The sequence below is a fragment of the Mesorhizobium sp. M7A.F.Ca.AU.002.02.1.1 genome (assembly GCF_003998535.1).
Classification (GTDB): Bacteria; Pseudomonadota; Alphaproteobacteria; order Rhizobiales; family Rhizobiaceae; genus Mesorhizobium; species Mesorhizobium ciceri.
This window is the reverse complement of record NZ_RZPB01000718.1, coordinates 1-3,061: the sequence shown is the minus strand read 5'-3', so window position 1 is coordinate 3,061 and position 3,061 is coordinate 1. Positions and strand designations below refer to the sequence as shown.

Below are 3,061 nucleotides of genomic sequence, written 5' to 3'. Positions count from 1 at the left end.
CCATGATGGCGTGCCGCAAGCGATGGTCGAGGCCTTCCTGGCGTCGGAGGGGCATCTCGGCGACCGCCTCATCGCGACTATGCGCGCGGCGCTGACAGCCGGCGGCGAGGCTGGCCCTGTCCATTCCGCCGGCATGAAGCTGGTGCGTGAGGTGGCGTGGCCGGTCGCCGACCTGCGCTGCGACTGGACCGACGATTGTCCTATCGAGCAACTGGCGGCGCTGTGGCAACTCTACAAGCCACAGCTCGATGCCTATGTGACCCGCGCGATCAACCCATCCGATGCGCCGAGCTACGGCGTGCCGGGCGACGAATAGTCAAGACAGGGGTCACCTGCGATGAGTGAACTCAGCCACAAGGACTGGATCGGCAAGGCGTCCGCGATCCGTTTTCGTGACAAGGCGTTCATCGACGGCAAGACGGTCGCGGCGCGTTCGGGCCGGACCTTTGCCAGCGTCAATCCGGCAACGGGCGAGGTGCTGGCCGAAGTGGCGTCCTGCGGCGAGGAAGACATCGATCTGGCGGTTGCCGCCGCTAGGCGCAGCTTCAACGCCGGCGTCTGGTCGCGCACCAGCCCGGCGCACCGCAAGGAGGTGTTGCTGCGGCTGGCGCAGCTGCTGCGCGACAACCTGCATGAACTGGCCCTGCTTGAATCGCTGGACATGGGCAAACTGGTCAGGGATGCGGCCTCGGTCGACGTCCCCGGTTCGGCGGCGATCTTCCAATGGTATGGCGAGGCCATCGACAAGATCTATGGCGAGGTGGCGCCGACCGGCGAAGGCGATCTGGTGCTGGTGCGGCGCGAGCCGCTTGGCGTGGTCGGCGCGGTGGTGCCGTGGAACTTCCCGCTCGACATGGCGACCTGGAAGTGCGCGCCGGCGCTGGCGGCGGGCAATTCGGTGGTGCTGAAACCCGCCGAGCAGTCGCCTCTGTCGGCCCTGCTCCTGGCGGAGCTGGCGATGGAGGCGGGCCTGCCTGCCGGCGTGCTCAATGTTGTGCCCGGCCTTGGCGAAACCGCCGGCCAGGCGCTTGGCCGCCATATGGATGTGGATTGCCTCGCCTTCACCGGTTCGACCGCGGTGGGCAAGATGTTCCTGCAGTACTCCGGGCAGTCGAACATGAAGCAGGTCTGGCTGGAGACCGGCGGCAAGAGCCCCAACCTCGTCTTTGCCGACTGCGGGGATCTCGATGTGGTGGCCGATATGGCGGCCTTCGGCATCTTCTTCAACCAGGGCGAGGTCTGTTCCGCCAATTCACGCCTGCTCGTCCAGCGCGGCATCAAGGATGCCTTGGTGGAGAAACTGGTGCAGCGTGCGGCGGCCACGCAGCCCGGCGATCCGCTCGATCCGATTTCGAAAATGGGCGCGATGGTCGATAGTCGCCACGCCGCCAATGTCATGCGCTTCGTCGAGGCCGGTAAAAAGACCGCGCGCCTGGTCGCGGGCGGCGACATGGTCACGGTCAATGGGCGCGGCAGCTTTGTCCAGCCCACCATTTTCGACGATGTCACGCCTGCCGATCCGATTGCCCGCGACGAGATCTTCGGGCCGGTGCTTTCGGTCATTGCCTTCGATGACGAGGCCGACGCGATCCGCATCGCTAATGACAGCCCCTACGGGCTCGCCGCATCGCTGTGGACCGACAGCCTGTCGCGCGCGCACCGCATCGCCGGGCGGCTGCAGGCCGGCACAGTTTCCGTCAACAAGGTCGACGCTCTGAGCCCGATGACGCCGTTCGGTGGTTTCAAGCAATCCGGCTTCGGCCGCGACCTGTCGCTGCATGCGCTCGACAAGTACACCGCGCTCAAAACGACATGGATCAAATATTGATGGGCGCCTAGAGCGCATCGCGATCGAACGGATTCAAGTGATGCGCTTTAGGCCTTTGCTCCATGCATGTCGTTTGCGCAAAACCGGGGCCACTTTTGCGCGACATGCATTAGGCTTGATCGAAGCCCTCAAACCGGCAACATAGCCAGCCATGCCGCTACGCTTCACGCTCAGACAGCTGGAATATTTCGTTGCCGTGGGCGAAGCCGGCTCCATCGCCAAGGCGGCCGAGCAGGTCAATGTGTCGCCGCCATCGATTTCGGCCTCGATCGCGCAGTTGGAAACCGAGTTCGGCGTCCAGCTTTTTGTCCGCAAGCATTCGCACGGCCTCTCGCTCACCGCCGGTGGCCGCATCTTCCTCAAGGAAGCCGCCCGGCTGCTCAATGATGCCGATGCCTTGCATGACGTCGCCGGCGATTTTGCCGAGAAGGTGCGCGGCCCGCTGGCGGTGGGATGCCTGCTGACCTTTGCGCAGATCGTGCTGCCGGCGCTGCGCATGCGGTTCGAGCGTGCTTATCCCGATGTGCGCGTGCGCCAGTTCGAGCGCAATCAGGGGCAATTGCTTGAGATGCTGCAGCGCGGTGAAATCGACCTTGCCCTGACCTACGATCTCGAACTGTCGCAGGATATGACCTTCGAGCCGCTGATGTTGGTGCCGGCCTATGTCATGCTGCCGGCGGGCCATCGTTTCGCGGCCAAGGCGTCGATCACGACGGAGGAACTGGCCGACGAGCCGATGGTGCTGCTCGACCTGCCGTACAGCCGCGAATATTTCCTGTCGGCATTCCACCAGCGAGGGATCCGGCCCAACATTGCCGAGCGCACCGGCGACATTGCGGTCATGCGCTCCATGGTGGCCAACGGCTTCGGCTACGGCATCGCCAACATGCGGCCGCTCAACACGCTGGCGCCGGACGGCAAGCCGCTCGTCTTCGTGCCGTTGGACGGTGACCTGCGGCCGCTGACCATGGGCGTCGCCTTGCCCAATTCCGAACATCGTACGCAATCCGCCCAGGCGTTCATCGACCACTGCCGGCATTTTGTCGTCGAGCAAGGTGTGTTCGGCGCCGAGCGGGCCGTCGGCCAGGCAGCGCTTCCGCAGAAGTAGCGCCCGCTTACGCCAGTTGCTGGTCGGCAAGCCGCTTCAGCAATTTTTCCAGCATGTTGTCGCAGCGGCGCATCTGCTCGACGCTGACGAATTCGTCCGGCTTGTGCCCTTGCGCCATCGACCCC

General features: G+C 64.7%; 3 protein-coding genes. All 3 read left to right on the top strand.

Annotation, left to right across the window (positions count from 1 at the left end; genetic code table 11):
- On the top strand, nt 1-316 hold a 316-nt coding region (locus tag EN879_RS30055; RefSeq protein ID WP_127274446.1), incomplete at its 5' end, for a DUF1028 domain-containing protein.
- A gap of 21 nt (nt 317-337) precedes the next feature.
- A complete protein-coding gene (locus EN879_RS30050; protein WP_024503970.1) occupies nt 338-1,828 on the top strand; it encodes an aldehyde dehydrogenase in 1,491 nt (496 codons plus the stop codon).
- A 151-nt stretch (nt 1,829-1,979) separates the two neighbouring features.
- A complete protein-coding gene (locus EN879_RS30045; RefSeq protein WP_063168703.1) occupies nt 1,980-2,936 on the top strand; it encodes a LysR family transcriptional regulator in 957 nt (318 codons plus the stop codon).
- Nucleotides 2,937-3,061 lie beyond the last annotated feature (125 nt).